Genomic DNA, 22003 nt, shown 5'->3' with positions numbered 1-22003 from the left:
CCGCATGCGGGTCGTTGCTGTATCGTCGGGTATAAGCTGGGTCGAGGTCCCGGAAGCGGATCTGCGCGTCCTGTGCGGCTGTCCCGCCGACAGCGTCAAGCATCTGATCAAGCGCGGCCTGATCGTTCCCACCGAACGGGCCGGGGTGACGTTCGAGACCGGCCCCAACGCCATCCTGCTGTCCGACGTGCCGCTGCAGAACGGCGCGTTCTCCAATCTGTCGGAATTTCCCATCCTGCAGATGCTCTACCGCCAGGGAATGATCATTCCCGGCCATCCCAATTGCTCGGGGCGCAAGCCTTTGCTGATGGGCCTGGCCCAGCAGGTCGAGGCGCAGATGGAATACGTCATGCGCGGCAATTACGGCCTGCTGTCGGAAGAGGAGTTGATCGCCGCCCAGGTGCCGCCCGACATGGCCGCCGAATGGATGCGCATGAAGCTGCGCTTCGCCTTCGGGGCGATTCGCCCGCCCCAGGATCTGCTCGACACCTGCATCATCGGCGACGGCGCGGCCATCCTGCCCGGTGGGGTGACGGTGCGGCGTCTGGAGGTCAACGTCTTCGAGTTTGCATACGCAGACGAAACGGTCATGGTCGACCTCAACCTGGGGGCGGGCCGCACCTACGAGACGCCCTACCACCTGGGCTACCACGACCTGGAGCGCGAGTACTTCTCGGTGGTCCATTCGGGCGAAGGCGACGGCTGGGACCCGGAACGGGCCGCCATGTCCTCCATCCTGATGTTCCAGGGCAAGATCTACCTGATCGACGCCGGCCCCAACATCCATTCGGCGCTGCAGGCGCTGGGCATCGGCGTGCAGGAGGTGGAGGGCATCTTCCACACCCATTGCCACGACGACCATTTCTGCGGCCTGACCACCCTGTTCCGCGCCGACCACCGCATCAAGTACTACGCTCTGCCGGCGGTGCGCTCCTCGGTGGCCAAGAAGCTGGCGGCGCTGACCAATATCGGCGAAGACTCGTTCGGTGAATATTTCGAGATCTGCGACCTGCAACTGGGCGTGTGGAACGATATCGACGGGCTGGAGGTGCGCCCCATCTTCTCGCCCCATCCGGTGGAGACCACCGTCTTTCATTTCCGCACCCCGTGGGAGGACGGGTTCCGCTCCTACGCCCACATGGCCGACATCGTGTCGCTGGACGTGCTGGGGCAGATGGTGGACGACGACGAGACCCGCCACGGCATCAGCAGCGAGCTGATGGTCCAGGTGCGCGAGGATTATCTGGTCCCCGCCGACGTCAAGAAGCTGGATATCGGCGGCGGCCTGATCCATGGCTGCGCCGAGGATTTCCGCGAGGACAAGTCGGAAAAGATCATCCTGTCCCACACCGCCCTTCAGCTTACCAAGGCGCAGAAGAGCATCGGCTCGGGCGCGCCCTTCGGCACCGTGGACGCCCTGATCCCGTCCTACCAGGAATACCGCCTGCGCGCCGCCCACGGCTATCTGGCCGAGTACTTCCTGGGCGTGCCCGAGCATCAGATCCGCATTCTGCTCAACCACCCGGTGGTGACTTTCAACCCGGAAACCATCCTGCTGCGCGAAGGCAGCTATTGCGACGACGTCCACCTGATCCTGACGGGACTGGTGGAGACCATCGAGCCCGATTCCGACCAGACCGCCATGCTTTCGGCCGGTGCCATGATCGGCGAGTCCTACGCCCTGTCGGGCGAGCCGTCGTTCGAGACCTACCGGGCGCTCAGCTTCGTGCGCGCGCTGAAGATCCCGTCCGGGCTGTACCGCAGCTTCGTCGAGCGCAACGAGATGAGCGAGCGCATCTCGCGCCTTGCCGATCTCAGGAATTTCTTCAATCACACCTGGCTGTTTGGCGAAAGCCTGTCCAACCTCACCGAGGTGCGCATCGCCGAGACCTGCCAGCCCTATTACCTCGCCACCGGCGAGGAGATCGACATGACCGGCCAGGACTTCGTCTTCATGGTCCGAGACGGCCGTCTCGACCGTCATATGGACGGCGCCGTGGTCGAATATTGCGGCATCGGCGAGCCTTTGAACGAATCCGAGGTCCTGTTCTCCCAGGCCGGGCAGGGGCGTCTGGTGGCGGCCATGCGCAGCGAATTGCTGCTGGTGCCGGGCTCCATGGTGCGCGACATCCCGGTGGCGCGGTGGAAGCTGCTGGAATTGTACCAGCGCCGCCAGCGCATCTTCTCCTCCCAGCGGCAGGACGCGGGAGTCCCGTCGTGAAGCATTTCTGCGCGGTTTCGGCCGCTTTGCTGGCGGCCGGATGCGCCTCCATGGTCAACGGCCCGTCGTCGGAGGTCAACATCGCCACCCAGCCGGCCGGGGCCCGCTGCCATCTGAGTGGCGACGGCTTTTCCGCCGACATCGTCACTCCGGCCCAGGTGCAATTGCCGCACAAGGCGGCCCCCATCACCGTCACCTGCGAGGCCCCGGGCTTCAGGCGCACCGTCAACACCCTGAATGCGGGGGGCAGCGGCTGGCTGTGGGGCAATACCGCCTTCATCGTCTTCACCGGCGGCGCCGCCGTCCTGGGCCTGGTGGTCGACGAAGCGGTGGGCGCCACCACCAGCTACCGCAAGGACTTCAACATGGAGCTGGACGTCGAGGCGGCCCGGCGGCTGCGCGCCACACAGCGCAACGGCGGGCCATCTTTCGATCTCAGCTCGCCATAATCCGTTTCTTGCCAGCCAATACCGATGGGCGCATCCTTTCCGGTGGGTCGGGAAGGGATGGAGGTATGCGTGGCAACCTGGCAGGAGCACATGCGGGTCGGCATCGACGTGGTCGATGACGACCACCAGGAGCTGTTCGCCCTGGTCAGGCAATTCGAGGAGGCCTGCAAGACCACCTCCGGGCAGGTGGATCCGGCAGAGATCGGCCGCATTCTCGAACGCCTCCAGGCCTATGTGCACGACCATTTCGAGCGGGAAGAGACGGCGCAACTGGAGGCCAATTACGAAGGCTACGCCGAGAACAAGCGCCAGCACGACGAATTGCGCGCCACGCTGGACAAATTCCTGGTCAAGCACCGGGCCGGCGATTGGGGCGACCTGAAGGTCGCCACCGACAACATGCGCAGCTTCCTGGCCATCTGGCTGCAGGAGCACATCATGAAAACCGACCGCAAGATGCGCGGCCGCATCCTGCCCTGGGTGCGCAAACGGGCTTAGGGCCTCCGCCTTTCCCTTTCTTTATCGTCATGGCCGGGCTCGTCCCGGCCATCCATGCTGTTGCGCCGGAATCCTGTGTGGAATCACCAGGCTGGCGAGGGGCTCCTTGTCGAACCCTACTCCACCCGGCACTCGATGAAGACGGTGACGCGCTTGATGCGCTCGCCCACGTCGGCCACCGACAATTGCGCAGAGGACGCCGCCGTCTGGTAGTTGACGCCGTTGCTGTCCAGATAGCTGCGGGCCAGATCGGCCTTGATGGCGAAATTGATGTTCTGGGGCAGGTCGCCGGTCTTGTCGGCGATCTTCATGGCGTTCAGCTTGGAGGTGACCACGCCGACGATGTTGCCGCCCATGTCGATCAGCGGCCCGCCGGAATTGCCCTTCTGGACGGGGGCGGTGATCTGGTAGTGGCGCGGGTCGCCGCGCATGCCGTTGAGCGCGCTGACCACGCCGGCGGTGACGTTGGGTTCGCGCGACAGCAGCGAGGACAGGGGATAGCCGATGACCACCACCTCGTCGCCCGAGCGCAGCGGCCGGTCCTGGCGGAAGCGGGCGATTTCCGGCAGCCGCAGCGAGGTTTTCAGCAGGGCCAGGTCGTTGGCGCCGTCCTTGGCCTTCAGCGAGGCGATCTCGGCGGGGCCGTCCTGGGGCTTGACGGTGATGGTGCGGCATTGCTCCACCACATGGGCGTTGGTCATCACCACGCCGTCGGTGGACACCACGAAGCCCGATCCGGTGGTCATCTTTCCGCCGGTGGGACGCGGCGGGGCGGTGGCCGGTTGCTGGGCCGCGGGCGGCGCCGGAGCGGGGGCGGAAGGGGCGGCGCCGGCCACCTGGACTCCCGCGGCGTTGCTCGGCTTCCATTGGGCGATCCGGCCGCGCGCGGTCTCCAGTTCGGCGGGAGACAGGCGGGAGGCGGCCGCTTCGCTTTCCTTCTCGTAATTGGCCTTCAGATTGGCCGGTGCCCGCTGGGCGCCCAGTGCCATCCAGACATAGGCGTCCACCGGGGATTTCGGCACGCCCTGGCCGTTGGCGTACATGACGCCGAGATTGTGCTGGGATTGGGGGTGTCCCTGGTCGGCGGCCTTGCGGAACCATGGGGCGGCCTTGGCCAGATCCTTCTCCACGCCCCCCTGGCCCAGCAGGTAGCCCAGGCCCAGAACGAACTGGGCGACGGGGCGGCCTGCCTCGGCGGCGATGCGGGCGTGTTCCAGGGCCTTGGCCTTGTCCGTGGGCATGGCGCGGCCATCCCAGCTGAGGGTGGCGAGGCGTTCGTGCGAGGCGGCCCAGCCCTTTTCGGCGGCGCGCCTGAAATAGTCGACGCCCTTGCCCTCGTCCTTGTTGATGCCGAGGCCGTTGAAATGAATCTCGCCCATGGCGTGAAGGGATTCCGGCTGGCCCTTGTCGGCGGCGCGGCCGAACCAGACCAGGGCCTGGGAAATGTCCTTAGGGACAGCGCGGCCGTTGAAATAGGCGTTGCCCAGGAAGTGCTGGGCCAGGGAATCGCCGGCCGAGGCGGCGGCGTTGAGCAGGCGCAGCGCCTCGACGTCGTCCCGTGGGCCGCCCAAGCCCTCGAACAGCATGTGGCCTAGCCGGGCCTGGGCGGCGGCGTTGCCCTGGGCGGCCAGCGGCTTGAATTCCCGTATGGCGGCGGGCCAGTCCCGCTTCTGATAGGCGGCCAGCCCCTCGTCATAGCCGGCCACGGCCGGGCCGGCGGCCCCCAGGCCCAGCAGCACGGCAAGGCCGAACGAGGCGAGGGGGCGGCTGATCCTGGGGGGCGGGAACATCGGACTATTCGGCGGCGTCGGCCCGCAGGCGGCCGGCAAGCTTGCCCAGTTCGTCGACGGCGGCGCCCATCTCGGCTTCCAGCGACTGGGTGATGCCGTCGATGCTTTCCGACACGTTCTTCACCTCGCCGGCCACCACGGCGAAGCCTTTGCCGGCCTCGCCGGCGCGGGCGGCTTCGATCAGGGCGTTGAGCGCCAGGATGCGGGTGGTGCCGGTCACCTTCTTGATCTCCTCCACCTTGCGGGAGACCACGTCGGCGAGGGTGGCGGTCAATTCGATGATGCGTTCCTGATCAGACATGGTGTCGCTTCCCGCAAGAGTGTTTGACGCAGTGTACGGGCGGACCGGCCGGGGGGCAATCGCCCGCTTCTCGAAATCGTTCATGACTTGGGAGGCAGGCTCTTTCGTGCCATTGTGCCGACGGCTGGGGCGAGAAAGAAGGGCAATCATGACGGGTACGCTGATCGAGCTGGACGGCCATTTGGCCGTCATCACCATGACCAACCAGGCCAAGCGCAACGTCTTGTCCGAGGTGATGATCGACGGCATCATCGACGGGCTGGCCCAGGCGTCGCGGGCCAAGGCGCGGACGGTGATCCTGCGGGCCGAGCCTGGCTGCAAGGTGTGGTCGGCGGGCCATGACGTATCCGAGCTGCCCAGCGCCCACCGCGACCCCCTGGGCTGGAGCGATCCCCTGCGCGTGGTGATCCGCGCCATCGAGGAGTTCCCGGCTCCGGTCATCGCCCTGATCGAGGGCGGCGTGTGGGGCGGGGCCTGCGAGATGGCGCTGGCCTGCGACATGGTGGTGGCGACGCCCGATTCCACCTTCGCGCTCACCCCGGCCAAGCTGGGCATTCCCTACAACGTCTCGGGCCTTCTGACCTTCATGAACGTCACCGGCATCCACGTGGTGCGCGAGATGGCGTTCACCGCCCGGCCGGTGGGCGCGGCCCGCGCCCAGGCGCTGGGTATCGTCAACCATCTGGTGGAGCCCGACGCCATCACCGGCTTTTGCACCGACATGGCCCGCGACATCGCCAAGCTGGCGCCCTTGGCCATCGCGGTGATGAAGGAGGAGATGCGGGTGCTGGCCTCGGCCCATTCCATCACGCCGCGCATGTTCGAGCGGGTTCAGGGCCTGCGCCGCCAGGTCTACGACAGCCACGATTACCAGGAAGGGGTCAGGGCCTTTCGCGAGAAGCGCCCGCCCAGCTTCACCGGGGAGTGACTATCCCGCGCTCCGGGCGAAGGCATTGTTGATCAGCTCCGCCACCCGGTCGGCCTGACGCTCCTTGAAGGCGGTCCACCAGGCGATGACTTGGCGCTGGAGATCGGCATAGCGTGCGGGATCGGCCTCGACGCTTTGCCACCACCGGGGCAGTTCATCCCACGAGGACAGGATCACGGCGGGAATGCCGCCGGCGGTTCGTTCGTCCCTGAGGAAGGGGGCATCAAGGCAGACCGGAATGGCCCCCGTCTCCAGGGCGTCGTAGAGGCGGATAGTTTCGACCGAGTTGCCACCGGGCACCAAGGCGAAGCGGGTGTCTTCCATCACCGCCCGATAGCTGTGGGCGCTGAACTCGCCGCCGAACTTCAGGGTGGTTTCCAGCCGCGCCGGCAGGTCGTTGGCCTGGATCACCTCCATCATGCGGTGGCGCTCGGCCAGCTCGGGCGGCGTGCGGCCGATGAAGGTCATGGGGGTGGTGCGCAATTCGAAGGGCAGCAGACCCGCAGCGGGGCAGGGGCCGACGCCGGTGCGGTAACCGTTGGGCACCCAAATGGCGCCCTGGCAGCGGCTCCCGGCCGGAATTTCCAGCGCCTCGGGACGCCAGTAATTGCGCAGGACGTAATCGACCTTGGGGTAGTAGGAGCAATCGGCGGAAAGCGTCTCGTCCGCCATGTGCAGGACGCCCACATTGCGGAACGGCGCCGCGGCGAAGGCGTTGACCACCGCGCTCAGCCGGTTCTCGAAGTCGATGACCAGAACGTCGTCCATGGCCTGCATCTGCCGGTCCTGCTCGCCCAGCACCATCCGCACCGGAGCATCGACCTTGCTCAGCAGGACGTCGCGGATGAAGCCCGTCTCCATGATGAAGTCGTACAACTGCCGCGGAGCGAGGACGGTTAAGACCCGGTTGCCTGTGCGTGTCATGGTGAGTCCCGTTTTCCAGCGTTTCAGGATTGGTATGCCCCCAAGCGCAAGGGGCATCAAGGAAAAGCTGGAATGCAAAGGGCCTGGAAAACAGCGGCTTGCCGCGCTTTCCAGGCCCTTCATTGGCTCCGGAGGAGGGATTCGAACCCCCGACCAGCCGGTTAACAGCCGGCTGCTCTACCGCTGAGCTACTCCGGATCAACGGCCTGCCCAAGCGGTAGCGGCAAGCCGAGGAATTCTGTGTCTCACGTTCGTACCCGGACCTGGGGACGGTGGAGGCCGAGGCCGGAATTGAACCGACGTACGCGGATTTGCAGTCCGCTGCATAGCCACTCTGCCACCCGGCCAACCGGCCCAGCCGGCGGGTGCCGACGTGAGGACGCTGCTTATACGCGCTGTTCGATACCGGGTCAAGCGGCTGTTTCAGCCTTTTCGCAGCATTGTTTTCGCGCACGCTCGGGCCTATAAATTCCACCCGTGGCTCTGCCCGTGCAAAACAGGGGGGCGGGCCCGTCAAAGACTTCGACGATCAAAATGGGAGCCCGAGGGCCATGGATTACGCCGGCGCCAGATTCAATATGGTCGAGAACCAGATCCGCACCAACAAGGTGCACGATCTGCTGGTATCGGGGGCCATTTCATCGACCCCGCGCGAGGCCTTCCTGCCCAAATCCATGCGCGGCTTCGCCTATGTTGACGAGGACGTGTCCATCGGCGGCGGACGCTATCTGATCGAGCCGCTGGTGCTGGCCCGTCTGCTCCAGGCGGCTGCCGTCCAGCCCACCGACGTGGTGCTGGCCATCGGCGACGCCACCGGCTGGGCCAGTGCCGTGCTCGCCAAACTGTCCAGCACCGTCATGGCGCTGGAAAGCGATGCCGACCTGGCCGCCCGCGCCACCCAGGCCCTGTCCGATCAGGGCATCGACAACGTGGCCTATGTGAGCGGCGATCCGGCCGCCGGCTATTCCGCCCAGGCGCCCTACGACGTCATCGTCTATGTGGGCGCGGTGGCGGACGTTCCTGCCGCCCTGTGCCGCCAGCTGAGCGACGGCGGCCGTCTGGTGGCGGTGGTCGATTCCGGCACCAGGGGCGCCGGCAAGGTGGTGCAGGTGGTGCGGGTGGGCGATACGTTCGGCCGCCGCGCGCTGTTCGACGGCTCCACCCCCTATCTGCCCGGCATGGCGCCCAAGGCCGGCTTCGTGTTCTGAGTTTCCACCCCGCCCTTGGTTCCGGGTGACGGCAGGGCCGCTCACCCGGACGCAAGGGCAGGGGGCTGGATTTGTCCTTGATCTTCCCCGTCCAAGGTCTAATGTTCTCGGGCGATATTAGGTCGTTCCGGGATGGGGACCCGCATTGCTGAATACAGGTGTTGAATGAGGAAGGTAAGCTGTCGGCTGATCGGCGCGGCATGCATGGTTGTGGCCGCCTCGACCCCCGTTGCCGCCGAGACGCTGGAGGAGGTGCTGGCCTCCACCTATTCGTCCAACCCCACCCTGCTGGCCCGGCGCGCCAAGCTGCGTTCCACCGATGAGGGCGTTCCACAGGCGCTGTCCAACTGGCGCCCCACCGTGTCGCTGACCGGGTCCGTCGGCCGGGGCAGCTATGACAACAATACCCTCAGCAAATATTCCATGACCCGCACGCCGCGGACCGAGGCGCTGACCATCAGCCAGCCGCTGTTCCGCGGCGGCCGCACCCTGGCCGCCACCGCCCAGGCCGAGAATTCGGTGATGAGCGAGCGGGCCCTGCTGGCGTCCACCGAGCAGACCATCCTGCTGGCCGCCGCCACCGCCTATCTCAACGTGGTGCGCGACGAGGCGGTCCTTAAGCTCTCCATCAACAACGAGCAGGTGCTGCGCAAGCAGTACGAGGCGACCCAGGAGCGCTTCAAGGTGGGCGAGCTGACCCGCACCGACGTCAGCCAGTCCGAGGCGCGCCTGGCCAAGGCCACCGCCGACCGCGTCGCCGCCGAGGGCAACCTGCAGAGCTCGCGGGCCAATTACGTCAACAATGTCGGCCGCCCGCCCGAGGCGCTGGCCGCTCCCGCCACGCCGCCGGCCCTGCCCGCCAGCCTGGAGGAGGTCACCGCTCAGGCGCTGGCCGCCAATCCCAACGTGGTCTCGGCCGATTTCACCCACGCCGCCGCCAAGGACAACATCGACCTGATCTGGGGCGAGTTGCTGCCGACCGTGTCGCTGTCCGCCGATATCACTCGCGGACTGCAGAATTCGACCATGGAATCCTCCTACACCAACCGGCAGGTCCTGCTGAATCTCAGCGTGCCGCTGTACGAATCGGGCAGCGTCTATTCCCGCGTGCGCGCTTCCAAGCATACCGCCGGCCAGCGCCGCATCGAGGCCGACCAGGCCCGGCGCGACGCCATCGAAACCGGCACCAAAGCGTGGGAGAGCCTGCAGGCGGCCCGCGCCCAGGCCAATTCCTATCAGGCCCAGATCAAGGCCTCGGAACTGGCCCTGGCCGGCGTGCGCGAGGAATCCAAGGTGGGATCGCGCACCATCCTGGACGTGCTGAACGCCGAGCAGGAGCTGTTCGACGCCCGCGTCAATCTGGTCAAGGCCAGCCGCGACGTGCTGGCGGCCTCCTATCAGGTCAAGTCGGCCCTGGGGCAAATGACCGCCCAGGGGCTCAATCTTCCCGTCGAGGTCTATGATCCGACCAAGCACTATGACGATGTCCGTGGCCAATGGATCGGCAATGGCATCGACAAGGACAAAGGATACGAGTAGAAATAGTGGGGCTCGGATCGGCGTCGAGTGGCTGATCCGGGTTTCTCTTGGGGACTCGTGGAATTTTAACCATTTGTTACCGGCCGTAAGTCACTATTACGGCAGGTCCCTTTCTTGGGCGCAGGCAGACAGAATAGCCGTGACATGAGCGACGACAAGGCCCAGCAAGAACCATCAATGGAGGATATCCTCGCCTCTATCCGACGCATCCTGTCGGAAGATGAAGCCGAGGATAAGCCCAAGGCCCCCGAACCGGTCGCTCCCGAGCCGGAGCCGGAGCCCATGCCTCCGCCCGAGCCCGAACCGGAGCCCGAGCCCGAGCCGACTCCCACCTTCGCCCAGGACGATATCGACTCCTTGTTCGATACGCCGGCCCCGGCCCCCGAGCCGGAGCCCGAACCGGAGCCTGAGCCTGAGCCCGAGCCGCTGCCCATCCCCGAGCCTGAGCCGGAGATGGACGACGACATCCTCGAACTGACCGACGACATGGTCATGGAGGAAGCGCCCGAGGAGCCGGAGCCCGCTTTCGATATCAATGATTTCAAGGCCGATCTCGGCGAGTTCGAGCCGGCCCCCGTGATGGCCGCCGCCAGCCGGGTGATGGACGATTACGAGCCCCCGCCGCCGCGCCGCGCTCCGCCGCCCGACGACGAAGGGCTGATGAGCCCGCCCAGCATCGACCACGGCGCCTCGCTCTTGACCAATCTGGCCCGCGAGATCGTGCGCCAGAAGTCGTTCGGCCTGGGCAACAGCGCCGTCACCCTGGAAGATCTGGTGCGCGAGCTGTTGAAGCCGATCCTGTCGGAATGGCTGGACCAGAACCTGCCCTACATGATCGAGCGCATCGTCAAGAAAGAGATCGAGAGGATGGTAAACCGCACCGGAGAGTACTAATCTCCGCCGGTTCGAAGCCATGGGGCGGCCCGGCGCGATCGGGCCGCCCTTCTTGTTTGTCCCCATTTCAAGTGAAGTGACAGTCCGATGGCCATGCTGGAAAAGACGTATAGCCCCACCCAGGTGGAGCCGAAGCATTACGAGCGTTGGGAAGCCCAGGGCGCCTTCGCCGCCCACACCGAGTCCAACGCCCAGCCCTACACCATCATGATGCCGCCGCCCAACGTGACGGGCAGCCTGCACATGGGCCACGCGCTGACCTTCACCCTGCAGGACGTGCTGATCCGCTATCGCCGCATGACCGGCAAGGATGCCCTGTGGCAGCCGGGTACCGACCACGCCGGCATCGCCACCCAGATGGTGGTGGAGCGCCAGCTGGAAGCGCAAAAGATCACCCGCCACGATCTGGGCCGCGACGACTTCATCAAGCGGGTCTGGGAGTGGAAGGCGGAATCGGGCGGCACCATCACGCGGCAGCTGCGCCGCCTGGGCGCCTCGCCCGACTGGGCCAAGGAGCGCTTCACCATGGACGAGGGCCTGTCGGCCGCCGTCCGCAAGGTGTTCGTCACCCTGCATCGCCAGGGCCTGATCTACCGCGCCAAGCGTCTGGTCAACTGGGACCCCAAGCTGCATACCGCCATTTCTGATCTGGAGGTTGAGCAGCGGGAAGTGAAGGGCCATATGTGGCACTTCAGGTATCCCGTGGATGGCCTTGAAAACACTTATATTACTGTCGCTACCACCCGCCCCGAGACCATGCTGGGCGATGCGGCGGTTGCCGTTCATCCTGAAGATGAGCGCTATACCGCCCTGGTGGGTAAGATGGTGCGGCTACCCATTTGTAATCGCTTGATTCCCATCGTGGCGGACGAGTATTCCGACCCCACCAAGGGCACCGGCGCGGTGAAGATCACCCCGGCCCATGATTTCAACGACTTCCAGGTGGGCGTGCGTCATTCGCTGCCCCAGATCAATATTTTCGACCGCGATGCGCGCACCAACGACGAGGTGCCGGACGGCTATCGCGGCCTGGACCGCTACGACGCCCGCAAGAAGGTGGTCGCCGAGTTCGAGGCGCTGGGCCTGTTGGACAAGATCGAGCCCCACACCCACATGGTGCCCTATGGCGACCGGTCCGGCGTGGTGATCGAGCCCTGGCTGACCGACCAGTGGTTCGTGGACGCCGCGACGCTCGCCAAGCCCGCCATCGAGGCGGTGGAGACCGGCAAGACCCGCTTCGTGCCCAAGCACTGGGAGAACACCTATTACGAATGGATGCGCAACATCCAGCCGTGGTGCATCTCGCGCCAGATCTGGTGGGGCCATCAGGTGCCGGCGTGGTACGGCCCCGACGGGGCGTTCTTCGTCGAGGAGACGGAAGAGGAGGCCGCTGCCGCCGCCCTGAAGCATTACGGCAAGGCGGTCGGGCTGACCCGCGATTCCGACGTGCTGGACACCTGGTTCTCGTCGGCGCTGTGGCCGTTCTCGACGCTGGGCTGGCCGGAGCAGACCCCGGAACTGGCCCGCTATTATCCCGGCGACGTGCTGGTCACCGGCTTCGACATCATCTTCTTCTGGGTCGCCCGGATGATGATGATGGGCATCCACTTCATGGGCGACGTGCCCTTCAGGGACATCTACATCCACGCCCTGGTCCGCGACGAGAAGGGCCAGAAGATGTCCAAGTCCAAGGGCAACATCATCGATCCCCTGGACTTGATCGACAAATACGGCTGCGACGCGCTGCGCTTCACCCTGGCGGCGCTGGCGGCGCAAGGCCGCGACGTCAAGCTGGCCGAGAGCCGGGTGGAAGGCTACCGCAACTTCGCCACCAAGCTGTGGAACGCGGCGCGCTTCTGCCAGATGAACGAGTGCCGCCCGGTGCAAGGCTTCGATCCCAAGGCGGTCAAGGAGACCGTCAACCGCTGGATCGCCGCCAAGACCGCCGAACTGGCCGCCAAGGTGGGCGGCGCCATCGAGAACTACCGCTACGACGCGGCGGCCGGCGGCTGCTATCAGTTCGTCTGGGGCACCTTCTGCGACTGGTACCTGGAATTCGCCAAGCCCATCTTCAACGGCAGTGACGAGGCCGCCAAGGCCGAGACCCGCGCCACCGCCGCCTGGGTGCTGGACCAGGTCCTGCACGTGCTGCATCCCCTGATGCCGTTCATCACCGAGGAATTGTGGGGCCAGATCGCGGCGCGCGACGGCGATCTGATGCTGCGCTCCTGGCCCAGCCTGGACGGCCTTGCCGCGCCGGAGGCCGAGGAGGAGATGGACTGGGTGGTGCGCATGATCTCGACGGTGCGCGGCGTGCGCTCCGAGATGAACGTGCCGCCCTCGGCCCAGGTGGACCTGCTGGTGTCGGGTCTGGCCGAGGCCAAGCGCGGCTGGGCCAAGACCCATGCGGACCTGATCACCCGCCTGGCGCGCCTCACCGCCTTCGAGGCCCAGGCTTCGTCCGAGCGGGTGGCTCAGGCCTCGTCCCACGGCGCCGCCCAGATGGTGGTGGACGAGGCCACCCTGGTGATGCCGCTGGGCGGCGTCATCGACGTGGACAAGGAGCGGGCCCGCCTGGACAAGGAGATCGCCCGTCTGGAGGGTGAGATCGCCAAGGTGGACAAGAAGCTTGGCAATGCCGACTTCATGGCGCGGGCTCCGGAAGAGGTGGTGGCCGAGCAGCGCGAGCGCCGCGACGACTGGGCGCAGGCGGTGGCTAAGCTGCGCGAAGCCCTGGAGCGCCTGTCGGGAGCTTAAGATCGGCGTTCATGCCATCCCGTGAATGCAGGTATGTCCCGGCGAGCACTACCCGCCGAGACATGCCCTTGCTTTGCCGCTATGATGATTCCTGGGTTATGCGGGAAAATTGGGGATGTCCGATCTGGGTGAGCGGATCACGCGGGAACTGACCACACGGTATGTCGCCGTTCTGGTGGTGCTCGGCGCGCTTGCCCTGATGTCGTTCGTCGCCCTGACCCGCATGATCGCCGACGCCGAGGGCAGCGCCGAACTGGTCAACCTGGCCGGTCGCCAGCGCATGCTGGTGCAGCGGGTGGCCTTCGCCGCCAACCGCCTGGTCATCGTCGAGGAGGCGGAGCGGGCGATCACGGTGCGCCTGCTGGGCGAGACCCTGGACCAGATCGAGGAGCGGCACGCCCGTCTGATGCGTGGCGACAAGTCGCCGCCGCCGGCCTCGGTGATGGAGGTGTTCACCGCTCCCCCCTGGAGTCTCGACCGCGACCTTGGGGTCTTCGTCGCCCGTGGCCGCACCCTCTTGGCCGGGGGAAGCCGGCCGTCGGCCACCAATTCCGACCTGGCCGCCATTTCGGCGGGGGCGGGGGGCTCGTTGCTGCGGTCCCTCGATGAACTGACCATCCGCTTCCAGCGGGTCAGCGAATCCCAGATGGACGAGCTGATGAAGCTGCAGGCGGTGACGGTTGCCATGGCCGTCGGCCTGCTGGTGCTGTCGGCGTTCGGTGTCTTCCGTCCCATGGTCTTGCGGCTTCAGGCCGACATCGCCGAGCGATCCGCCAATGCGGCGCGGCTCAAGGAAAGCGAGGAGCGGCTGTGGCGAATCCTCGAGGAAAGCCCGGTCGGCGTTTCGGTGTCGCGGCGCCGCGACGGACGGGTCGTCTTCGCCAATTCCCGCTTCACCGACATCATCGGCATGAGCAAGGAGGAGTTCCTGGGCTCGAAGGCGCGGGAGCATTATGTGGACGACGCCCAGCGGCAGGTTGTTCTGGCCCTTCTGCGCCGGGACGGACGCCTGGACGACGCCGAGGTGGAGTTCCGCCGCAAGAACGGGACGCCGTTCTGGAGCCTCTTGACCATCCGTTCCCTGGACTTCGCTGGTGAGGCTGTCAATCTTGCCTGGATTTACGACATCACCGAGCGCAAGGCGGCGGAACAGCAGATCTTGCTGGCCTCCAAGGTGCTGGAGACGGTGACCGAGGCGGTGGTCATCACCGATGCCGACAACCGCATCATCTTCGTCAACCCCGCCTTCACCACCATCACCGAATATTCCAAGGACGAGGTGCGGGGCCAGAATCCCAGTTTCCTGCGTTCCGGCCGGCATGATCCCGAGTTCTATGCCGATCTGTGGCGGGTGCTCTCGGAAACCGGCCACTGGGAGGGCGAGATCTGGAACCGGCGCAAGTCGGGCGCCTTCTATGCCGAGTGGCTGTCCATCAATGCGCTGCGCGACGTCAGCGGGGCCATCACCCATTTCGTGGCGGTGTTCTCGGACATCACCCACCGCAAGGAGGACGAGGAGCGCATCTGGCGCCAGGCCAATTACGACGCGCTGACCGGCCTGCCCAACCGCTCGCTGTTCCTCGACCGTCTCAACCAGATCGTGCGCCAGTCCAAGCGGGAGCAGAAGCGCTTCGCCCTGATGTTCCTGGACCTGGACGGCTTCAAGGCGGTCAACGACACCCTGGGCCACGCTGCCGGCGACGTCTTGCTGCAGCAGACCGCGTCGCGCATGTCGGTCTGCGTGCGGGCGACCGATACCCTGGCCCGTCTGGCCGGCGACGAATTCGTGGTGATTCTGGACGGAGTGCACGGCCGCGACGATCCCGCCCTGGTGGCCGGCAAGATTTTGAAGGTCCTGGCCGAGCCCTACGAGTTGGAGGCTGGGACCGCCCATGTGCGGGGCTCCATCGGCGTGGCGCTCTATCCCGACGACGCCGAGGACGGGGCAGGCCTGATCCGGCGCGCCGATGCCGCCATGTACGCCGTCAAGCGGAGAGGCAAGAACAACGTCCTGTTCGCCGCCGACCTGCCGTCCGGGGATTGACCTTCAGGTCAGCTTCATGACGTAGGGGCGGTAGGGCCGGTCCTCGGCCAGGATGTGGTCCACCAGCCAGCGCTGCAGGAACCGCGCCGCTTCCACGGTGAGGTCGCGGGAGGCGGCTTCGTCGGCGCCGGCGTCGGCCTCCAGGGCGGTGAAACGCTCGTACAGCCGCTGGGCGTCCACCAGCAGGCGGGCATGCTCGGACCGGTGTCCCGCCAGGCCGGGATAGCCGGAATGGTCCAGCAGGGTCTCCTCGGCCTGGAAATGGATGCGGGTGCGCGCGATCAGCTCGCCCATGATGCGGGTCAGGCGGGTAAACGGAGCCTGCTCCTTGGCGGCGGTAAGGAAGTCGTTGGTCAGGCGCAGGAGCTGGCGGTGTTCGGCATCCATGGCCGGAACGCCCAGCTTCAGCTCGTTGCTCCATTCGATGACGGTCATGCCGGTCGCTCCCGCCGCATACACGGACGGAAGTATAGCATCGGCCCTTCAATGGAATATTAACGCAGCGCCGCCAGCAGGGCTTCCAGGGCCTGATGGAACATGGCTTCGGTCAGGCGGCCGGTATTGGTGTTGTAGCGCGAGCAGTGATAGCTGTCGCCCAGCACCAGACCGCCGGGCAGGGCGTGGAGGCGCCCATGGCCGAAGGGGTGGGCGGCCTGGCGCAGGGACAGGGTGGACAGCACCTGCTGGTGCGATTCCCGGCCCAGGCAGAAGATGCCCTTGAGGTTGGGCATGGCCTTGATCTCGGCGGCCAGGAAGGGGCGGCAGGCGGCGAATTCGGTGGGCAGGGGCTTGTTGGCGGGCGGCACGCAGCGCGCCGCGTTGGTGATGCGGCAGTCCACCAGTTCCAGCCCGTCATCGGCCGATTGCCGGTATTCGCCCCGCGCCAGTCCGTACTTGACCAAGGTGGCGTAGAGCAGATCGCCGGCGTAATCGCCGGTGAAGGGCCGTCCCGTGCGGTTGGCGCCCTTGAGGCCGGGGGCGAGGCCCACCACCAGCAGCCGGGCGTTCAGATCGCCGAAGGACGGCACCGGATCGTGATGCCAGCCGGGATACTGGGCGCGATTGGCATGGCGGAACTCGGCCAGCCGTGGGCACAGGCCGCAATCAGGCTCGGGGGTGGGGTGGTTCATGTCGTGCCGTCCGGTGAACGAAGTGGTTTGCCGGACGGCCAGCCGCCATTGAGGCGGCGGCCAAGCGCCCGGATGGGCGCGCCCGGCGAGGGGCAATGATGATCAATCCGCCGGATAGGCCCGGTCATCCCGGTGTGACTGGGCGCGGGCGATCTGGCCTTCCAGGTCCGACAGCTCGATGAAGACGTCGGCCTGGCGGCGCAGTTCGTCGGCCACCATGGGCGGCTGCGAGCGGATGGTGCTGACCACCGAGACGCGCACGCCCTTTCTTTGCACCGCCTCCACCAGCCGGCGGAAATCGCCATCGCCGGAAAACAGCACCACATGGTCCAGGTACTGGCACATCTCCATCACGTCGATGGCCAGCTCGATATCCATGTTGCCCTTGATCTTGCGCCGGCCCATGGCATCGGTGAATTCCTTGGTCGGCTTGGTGACCATGGTGTAGCCGTTGTAGTCCAGCCAATCCACTAGCGGGCGGATGGGGGAGTATTCCTGGTCCTCCATCAGGGCGGTGTAATAAAAGGCGCGGATCAGCCGCCCCTTGCCGGCGAACAGGTTCAGGAGCTTCTTGTAGTCGATGTCGAAGCCCAGGGCGCGGGCGGCGGAATAAAGGTTGGAACCATCGATGAAAAGGCCGAGTCGTTCGGCGGAATAGAACTGCATGGTGTACTCGCTTGGTCGAAAAGGCTTGGCCCGCAAAAGCGGGAAGAATGACCCCAACGTAGGGGGCATCGGGCCTGGCCGCAAGGGGGCGAAGGGATGGGGGCTTGCTTTCGAAGCCCAAGCGACGATATAAGCTGTCTCTTTCCGAGATTGCCTAAAGCAAGGATCTTCGATGGCGCGCGTTACGGTTGAAGACTGTGTACTGAAGGTTCCGAACCGCTTCGAGCTGGTGCTGATGGCCGGCCAGCGGGCGCGGGACATCTCCGCCGGGGCCAAGCTGACGGTGGAGCGCGACAACGACAAGAACCCGGTCGTGGCTCTGCGCGAGATCGCCGACGACACCGTTCCGCTGGACGGCCTGCAGAACGCCCTGATCCAGAACCTCCAGAAGCACGTCGAAGTGGACGAGCCGGAAGAGGACGAGATGGAGGGCTTCATCCCCGACCGCGACATGGCCTTCGAGACCGTCGCCAACGAGGACGAGATGATCGAGGACGGCATGTCCATCAACGACACCGGCGCCGATTTCGACGTGGACTCGGGCGACGAGTAATCCTTCCGAAAAAGGCCGCCCGTTCCCATCTTAAGGTGGGGGCGGGCGGCTTTTTTATTCTTTTTCCTCTTTGCCGCCGGCCTTCGGTCGGTACACACTTGGGCGGAAAGGTGAGGTGACCCCGGCCATGATGCGCCAGTTCGAGTTGGTGGAGCGCGTCAAGTCCTACGATCCGGCTGCGGACGAGGATGCCATCAACCGCGCCTACGTCTTCGCCATGAAGATGCACGGCTCGCAGCTTCGGGCCTCGGGCGATCCCTATTTCTCCCACCCCATCGAGGTGGCGGGCATCCTCACCAAGTACCGGCTGGATTCGTCTTCCATCATCACCGCGCTGCTGCACGACACCATCGAGGACACGCCGGCCACTCTCGACGACATCGAGAAGCTGTTCGGGCGCGAGATCGGCCGTCTGGTGGACGGCGTCACCAAGCTGAACCGCATCGAGCTGCAATCGGACCACGCCAAGCAGGCCGAGAATCTGCGCAAGCTGGTGCTGGCCATGAGCGAGGACATCCGCGTCCTGCTGGTGAAATTGGCCGACCGCATGCACAACATGCGGACCCTTCACTACATCAAGAACCCCGACAAGCGCCGCCGCATCGCCATGGAGACCATGGAGATCTACGCGCCGCTGGCCGAACGCATCGGCATGCAGGGCATCAAGATGGAGCTGGAGGACCTGGCCTTCGCCGAGCTTCACCCCGACGCGCGCGGCTCCATCGTGGCGCGCCTGTCGTTCCTGCGCGAACAGGGCGGCGACCTGATCGGCCGCATCCTGGACGAATTGCGCAGCATTCTGGACGAGGCCGGCATCAAGGCGGTGGTCTCGGGCCGCGAGAAGACGCCCTATTCCATCTGGCAGAAGATGCAGAGGAAGAACGTCGGCTTCGAGCAGCTGTCCGACATCATGGCCTTCCGCGTCGCCGTGGGGAATGTCGAGGATTGCTACCGGGCGCTGGGGGTCATCCATTCCAAGTACCCCATGGTTCCCAACCGCTTCAAGGACTACATCTCGACGCCCAAGCCCAACGGTTACCGCTCCTTGCATACCGGGGTGTTCGGGCCCGAGCGTCACCGCATCGAGGTGCAGATCCGCACCAGCGAGATGCACGAGGTGGCCGAGCTGGGCGTCGCCGCCCACTGGAAGTACAAGGGCGGCGGCGGCGAAGGCGGCAGCATGACCGACGGCCGCCAGTACCGCTGGCTGCGCGAACTGCTCGACATTCTGGAACACGCCTCCAACCCCGAGGAATTCCTGGAGCACACCAAGCTGGAGATGTTCTCCGACCAGGTGTTCTGCTTCACGCCCAAGGGCGACCTGATCAATCTGCCCCGAGGCGCCTGCCCGGTGGATTTCGCCTATGCCGTCCACTCCCAGGTGGGCGATACCTGCGTCGGCGCCAAGGTCAACGGCCGCATCATGCCGTTGCGCACCCAGCTGAACAACGGCGATCAGGTCGACATCATCACGTCCAAGGCCCAGACGCCGAACCCCACCTGGGAACGCTTCGTCGTCACCGGCAAGGCCCGCGCCCGCATCCGCCGCTTCATCCGCACCCAGCAGCGCGCCCAGTATACCGAGCTGGGCCGCGCCATCCTGGTGCGCTCCTTCCGCCAGGAAGGCTATGAATTCACGGAAAAAGCCCTGGACGGCGTGCTGCGCATCTTCAAGGCGCCGTCATCCGAGGATCTGCTGGCCCTGGTGGGCGAAGGCACGCTGACCGCCCGCGACGTGGTCTCCACCGTCTTCCCCGAATTGAAGGCCCAGGCCAACCGCAACGACAACGTGGTGGCGCTGAAGGCCCGCAGCGAGAAGCCGTCCACCAACAAGAAGGACAAGGCCGGCGCGGTCCCCATCAAGGGCCTGATCCCCGGCATGGCCATGCATTTCGCCGGTTGCTGCCACCCGCTGCCCGGCGACCGCATCGTCGGCATCGTCAGCACCGGCAAGGGCGTCACCATCCACACCATCGACTGCGAGAACCTGGAGCAGTTCGCCGACCAGCCCGAGCGCTGGCTGGACCTCGCCTGGGACGAGGCCGACAGCAACGCCCATGTGGGCCGCATCGATCTGGTGGTGACCAACGAGCCCGGCGCCTTCGGCGCCATCTCCACGGTGATCGCCAAGAACATGGGCAACATCACCAATCTCAAGATCACCAACCGCACCACCGACTTCTTCGAGATGCTCATCGACATCGAAGTGCGCGACGTGAAGCACCTGACCAACGTCATCGCCGCGCTCCGCGCCACGCCGGCCATCAACTCGGTGGACCGGGCGCGGAACTAGGAGTTCATGGGCTGCCGTCCATACCTGCTTGGGGCCATAGGCCCCAAACCCCATTCATGAGATAAAATGGGGGCCGGGGCATCGCCCCGGATGGGTTTGGGCGATAGCCCAATAGCATTTCATCTGGAGTTATGAGGACATGACCGGCCGCCTGCGCCTCGGCGTCAACATCGACCACGTCGCCACCATCCGCAACGCCCGCGGCGGGCGGCATCCCGATCCGGTGCGGGCTGCCCACATGGCGGCGGCGGCCGGAGCCGACGGCATCACCGCCCATCTGCGCGAGGACCGGCGCCATATCTCCGACCGCGACATGGAGCGTCTGGCCAACGAGATCACGCTGCCGCTCAATTTCGAGATGGCGGCCACCGAGGAGATGGTGGCCATCGCCCTGCGACACCGTCCGCACGCCGCCTGCATCGTTCCCGAGCGGCGCGAGGAGCGCACCACCGAGGGCGGCCTCGACGTGGTGGGGCAGTTCGACAGCCTGAAGCCGCTGGTCGGCCGCCTGCTGGACGCCGGCATCCGCGTCTCCATGTTCATCGAGGCCAATCCGGCGCAGCTTGACGCTTCCAAGGCCCTGGGCGCACCGGTGATCGAACTGCATACCGGCGCCTATTGCGACGCCGAGGGGGCCGAGCGCGACCGCGAATTCGCCCGCATCAAGGCGGCCGCCGCCCATGCCCAGGCCATCGGCCTGGAATGCCATGCCGGCCACGGTCTTTCCTACGACACGGTCAAGCCGGTGGCGGCCATTGCCTCCATCATGGAGCTGAATATCGGCCATTTCCTGGTGGGCGAGGCCATCTTCGTCGGCCTCGACGCCTCCATCCGCCACATGCGCCGCCTGATGGACGAGGCGAGGGGGGCTTGAAGCCCCCCCATCGCTCAGACCGCCGCCTTGTAGGGCATGGATGAGGGCAGGGCCCGGGCCAGCTTGCGGTCCTCGGCGGCGGTGTGGCTGGTGAACCACTGGAGCAGGAAGCCGATCATCTCGCTGGTGCGGACCTGATCCAGCGCCACGGAATCGATATAATCCTGCAACTGCTTCAGCAGGTCGCGATGCAGCGCCTTGTGGGCGGCGGTTTCCGGCCACTCGATCTCCTCCATCAACCCTTCCTCGCTGAAGAAATGGAAATCGGCGTATTTGTAGAGCTCGGCACAGGTGCGGAGCAGCCGCTTGGCCGGCGCGCCGGATTCCGCCTGATCGGCGAATTGGGCGATGAGATCCAGGAATATCCGGTGCTCAAAATCGATCCGGGGATGGCCGATCTCGAATTTCTGCTGCCAGGTGGTGTCTACCATCGCTGCCTCCCCCATGATTGGTCAGCTTAACACATATGCCCGGGTTAATTCGCCTGCGGCATGCTGTGCCACCAAATGCGCGCCTCGCGGCACAATCCGCCGGCGAAGCTGGCCTGGAGGATGCCGTCCAGCACCATGCGGGGCAGCGGATCGCCGGGCTTGCGGTTGGGCAGGCCGGTGCCGGTGGACTTGGCCCAGATCTGGAACAGTTCCTCGGAGGCCACCTGATAGGTGACGTGCCAGTGGGCCACGCCGCCGCCATCCTGGCGGGTCAGGATCTGGTATTCGACCTGGACGTCTTCTTGAAGCTGCACCCGCTTCCAGTACTCGGCCAGTTCGGCGGCGCCGGTCTGAACCTGGAAGGGCGTGTTGTGGTAGCGCCCGTCGGGGTGGAAAAGGGCGGCGAATTTGGCCGGGTCCCGGCTTTCCCAGGCCGTCTTGTATCCCTGCATGAAGCCGTCGATGTCCATGTCCGTTTTCCCTGCGGTGATTTGTGTTGTTGC

Annotated in this window: 20 protein-coding genes and 2 tRNA genes; 12 read left to right on the top strand and 10 right to left on the bottom strand. The window is 65.8% G+C overall.

Features of this window, described 5'->3' with window-relative positions:
• Positions 1–4 precede the first annotated feature (4 nt).
• The 3 genes from WV31_RS08295 (at position 5) to WV31_RS08285 (ending at position 3168) form a co-directional block, all read left to right on the top strand.
• The gene (locus tag WV31_RS08295) at positions 5–2221 is read left to right on the top strand and encodes a cyclic nucleotide-binding domain-containing protein (protein WP_085373109.1); all 2217 of its coding nucleotides are present in this window, start codon (positions 5–7) and stop codon (positions 2219–2221) included.
• Positions 2218–2670 (top strand): hypothetical protein, encoded by a 453-nt coding sequence (locus WV31_RS08290; RefSeq protein WP_237051547.1) that lies wholly within the window; start codon positions 2218–2220, stop codon positions 2668–2670. Before WV31_RS08295 ends, WV31_RS08290 begins: the two co-directional genes overlap by 4 nt.
• A gap of 69 nt (positions 2671–2739) precedes the next feature.
• Complete coding sequence (locus tag WV31_RS08285) at positions 2740–3168, top strand: bacteriohemerythrin (protein ID WP_237051546.1); 429 nt, start codon at positions 2740–2742, stop codon at positions 3166–3168.
• A gap of 116 nt (positions 3169–3284) precedes the next feature.
• Here the strand turns inward: WV31_RS08285 and WV31_RS08280 are convergent, their stop codons facing one another.
• Together WV31_RS08280 and WV31_RS08275 are read right to left on the bottom strand one after the other, a co-directional pair.
• Positions 3285–4958: a trypsin-like peptidase domain-containing protein gene (locus WV31_RS08280; RefSeq protein WP_085373107.1), complete on the bottom strand. Its 1674-nt coding sequence runs from the start codon at positions 4956–4958 to the stop codon at positions 3285–3287.
• Between the two features lie 4 nt (positions 4959–4962).
• Positions 4963–5259, bottom strand: a complete 297-nt coding sequence (locus WV31_RS08275; RefSeq protein WP_009867370.1) for a methyl-accepting chemotaxis protein — start codon at positions 5257–5259, stop codon at positions 4963–4965.
• 148 nt (positions 5260–5407) lie between these two features.
• On the opposite strand from WV31_RS08275, the gene scpB reads away from it, so the two are divergent.
• Positions 5408–6187 (top strand): methylmalonyl-CoA decarboxylase, encoded by a 780-nt coding sequence (gene scpB, locus WV31_RS08270; protein ID WP_085373106.1) that lies wholly within the window; start codon positions 5408–5410, stop codon positions 6185–6187.
• Here the strand turns inward: scpB and WV31_RS08265 are convergent, their stop codons facing one another.
• The 3 genes from WV31_RS08265 to WV31_RS08255 all read right to left on the bottom strand — a co-directional run bounded on the left by WV31_RS08265 (position 6188) and on the right by WV31_RS08255 (position 7458).
• Positions 6188–7111: an exostosin family protein gene (locus tag WV31_RS08265; RefSeq protein ID WP_168185879.1), complete on the bottom strand. Its 924-nt coding sequence runs from the start codon at positions 7109–7111 to the stop codon at positions 6188–6190.
• Positions 7112–7234: 123 nt separating this feature from the next.
• Positions 7235–7309, bottom strand: a tRNA-Asn gene (locus WV31_RS08260).
• 75 nt (positions 7310–7384) lie between these two features.
• Positions 7385–7458: transfer RNA gene (locus WV31_RS08255), tRNA-Cys, on the bottom strand.
• A 204-nt stretch (positions 7459–7662) separates the two neighbouring features.
• Here WV31_RS08255 and WV31_RS08250 point away from each other — a divergent pair.
• From WV31_RS08250 to WV31_RS08230, 5 genes are all read left to right on the top strand, one after another.
• On the top strand, positions 7663–8319 hold the full coding sequence (locus tag WV31_RS08250) for a protein-L-isoaspartate O-methyltransferase family protein (protein ID WP_085373104.1): 657 nt from the start codon (positions 7663–7665) through the stop codon (positions 8317–8319).
• A 165-nt stretch (positions 8320–8484) separates the two neighbouring features.
• On the top strand, positions 8485–9858 hold the full coding sequence (locus WV31_RS08245; RefSeq protein ID WP_085373103.1) for a TolC family outer membrane protein: 1374 nt from the start codon (positions 8485–8487) through the stop codon (positions 9856–9858).
• 144 nt (positions 9859–10002) lie between these two features.
• The gene (locus WV31_RS08240) at positions 10003–10752 is read left to right on the top strand and encodes a DUF2497 domain-containing protein (RefSeq protein ID WP_237051545.1); all 750 of its coding nucleotides are present in this window, start codon (positions 10003–10005) and stop codon (positions 10750–10752) included.
• 93 nt (positions 10753–10845) lie between these two features.
• The gene (locus WV31_RS08235) at positions 10846–13509 is read left to right on the top strand and encodes a valine--tRNA ligase (RefSeq protein ID WP_206072604.1); all 2664 of its coding nucleotides are present in this window, start codon (positions 10846–10848) and stop codon (positions 13507–13509) included.
• 115 nt (positions 13510–13624) lie between these two features.
• A complete protein-coding gene (locus WV31_RS08230; RefSeq protein WP_085373100.1) occupies positions 13625–15553 on the top strand; it encodes a diguanylate cyclase domain-containing protein in 1929 nt (642 codons plus the stop codon).
• A gap of 3 nt (positions 15554–15556) precedes the next feature.
• On the opposite strand, the gene WV31_RS08225 is transcribed toward WV31_RS08230, so the two are convergent.
• The 3 genes from WV31_RS08225 to WV31_RS08215 form a co-directional block, all read right to left on the bottom strand.
• Positions 15557–15988, bottom strand: coding sequence for a bacteriohemerythrin (locus tag WV31_RS08225; RefSeq protein WP_085373099.1), 432 nt, complete (start codon positions 15986–15988; stop codon positions 15557–15559).
• A 59-nt stretch (positions 15989–16047) separates the two neighbouring features.
• Positions 16048–16683, bottom strand: a complete 636-nt coding sequence (locus tag WV31_RS08220; RefSeq protein WP_085373098.1) for a uracil-DNA glycosylase — start codon at positions 16681–16683, stop codon at positions 16048–16050.
• Positions 16684–16785: 102 nt separating this feature from the next.
• Complete coding sequence (locus WV31_RS08215) at positions 16786–17349, bottom strand: LabA-like NYN domain-containing protein (RefSeq protein ID WP_085373097.1); 564 nt, start codon at positions 17347–17349, stop codon at positions 16786–16788.
• 172 nt (positions 17350–17521) lie between these two features.
• Between WV31_RS08215 and rpoZ the strand changes: the two genes are divergently transcribed.
• From rpoZ to WV31_RS08200, 3 genes are all read left to right on the top strand, one after another.
• Positions 17522–17902, top strand: a complete 381-nt coding sequence (gene rpoZ / locus WV31_RS08210; protein ID WP_085373096.1) for a DNA-directed RNA polymerase subunit omega — start codon at positions 17522–17524, stop codon at positions 17900–17902.
• A gap of 127 nt (positions 17903–18029) precedes the next feature.
• Entirely contained in the window at positions 18030–20195 is a 2166-nt protein-coding gene (locus tag WV31_RS08205; RefSeq protein ID WP_085375526.1) for a RelA/SpoT family protein, read from the top strand.
• A gap of 139 nt (positions 20196–20334) precedes the next feature.
• Complete coding sequence (locus WV31_RS08200) at positions 20335–21069, top strand: pyridoxine 5'-phosphate synthase (RefSeq protein WP_085373095.1); 735 nt, start codon at positions 20335–20337, stop codon at positions 21067–21069.
• A 14-nt stretch (positions 21070–21083) separates the two neighbouring features.
• On the opposite strand, the gene WV31_RS08195 is transcribed toward WV31_RS08200, so the two are convergent.
• Complete coding sequence (locus WV31_RS08195; RefSeq protein WP_168185878.1) at positions 21084–21500, bottom strand: bacteriohemerythrin; 417 nt, start codon at positions 21498–21500, stop codon at positions 21084–21086.
• 44 nt (positions 21501–21544) lie between these two features.
• Positions 21545–21970: a nuclear transport factor 2 family protein gene (locus WV31_RS08190; RefSeq protein WP_085373093.1), complete on the bottom strand. Its 426-nt coding sequence runs from the start codon at positions 21968–21970 to the stop codon at positions 21545–21547.
• Positions 21971–22003 lie beyond the last annotated feature (33 nt).

Source organism: Magnetospirillum sp. ME-1, assembly GCF_002105535.1.
GTDB lineage: Bacteria > Pseudomonadota > Alphaproteobacteria > Rhodospirillales > Magnetospirillaceae > Phaeospirillum.
Note: the sequence above shows the minus strand (reverse complement) of the source record. Positions and strands in the feature narration are given on the sequence as shown.